General features: G+C 47.7%; 1 protein-coding gene. It reads left to right on the forward strand.

The features are described from left to right. Window positions 1-85: 85 nt before the first annotated feature. A protein-coding gene (locus HFP08_RS28870) for an IS630 family transposase (protein WP_277345902.1) occupies window positions 86-1,083 on the forward strand; the annotation gives its coding sequence in 2 pieces (ribosomal slippage) (window positions 86-589 and window positions 592-1,083; 996 coding nt annotated over the 2 pieces). This gene is flagged as partial in the annotation.

The following is a 1,083-nucleotide window of genomic DNA, read 5'->3' on the forward strand; positions in this document are numbered from 1 at the left end:
AAAGTCCTTAGCAAACCAAGGCAAGGAAAAATGAACCATTTGTCGAATAAGAAATAGATAAAGAAACGGACAAGTGGGGAACGGCATGGAAAAACAGATCGAACTGGAAAAAGTAATAGAAGCCATGAAACAAGCCAAAGATCGCCGCATGTATGAACGCTATCAGGCCATCTATTTGCATTTGAAAGGTACATCCATGACGGCGATCGCTGACATTCTAAATCGAAATCGAATGACGGTGAGCAGTTACATTCATACGTACAAAAACGGCGGACTGCCCGCATTGCAGCTTGAGTACTCGTCTGGTGCTCCTTCTCGGTTGACGAAGGAACAGCAAGCTCAGTTAAAGCAAACCGTCGCCTATTCGGTGCCCCAAGAGGTCGGTTTTACAGCCAAGCACAACTGGACGCTTGAACTCATTGCCTCATATGTGGAACGACAATGGGGCCACCGCTACTCGCTCCGAGGCATTTCCAAAGTGATGGAACGCTTAGGACTCAGTTATACGAAACCGACATACACGCTCGCAGCAGCAGACCCTGAGAAGCAGCGTCAGTTTACCGAAACGACGTTTCCCGATTTAAAAAAAGATTGTTGAACGACGAAATCGACCATCTGCTGTTTGAAGATGAATCGATGATCTGGGACTACCAGGCGATTCAGAAAACCTGGTTTCTCCGAGGCAAACAGCGAATCATCCAAACCACGGGCAAGCACCGTGGCGTCAAGCTGTTGGCTACGGTGGACTATGCGACAGGGCAGATCGTCTGGCAAGAAGACGAACAATATACCGCCGAGACCTTTTTGACGTTTCTTCAGAAGGTCCTCGAGGCCTACCCTACAGGAAACATCGTCATCGTATTAGACAACGCCCGAATTCATCATGCAAAGCTTCTGCAGCCTTTTCTGGACGAACAGAAGGATCGGCTTGAACTGGTGTTCCTGCCGCCTTACAGTCCTCAGTTGAACATCGTGGAAGGGCTTTGGAAATGGCTTAAATCCAATGTCATCAACAATGTGTTCTATTCCACCGTTGCCGAAATCCGTCTGAGTGTCGGACAGTTTATGGATGAAATCATGAAA

The organism is Paenibacillus sp. HB172176 (assembly GCF_011947265.1).
GTDB lineage: Bacteria > Bacillota > Bacilli > Paenibacillales > Paenibacillaceae > Pristimantibacillus.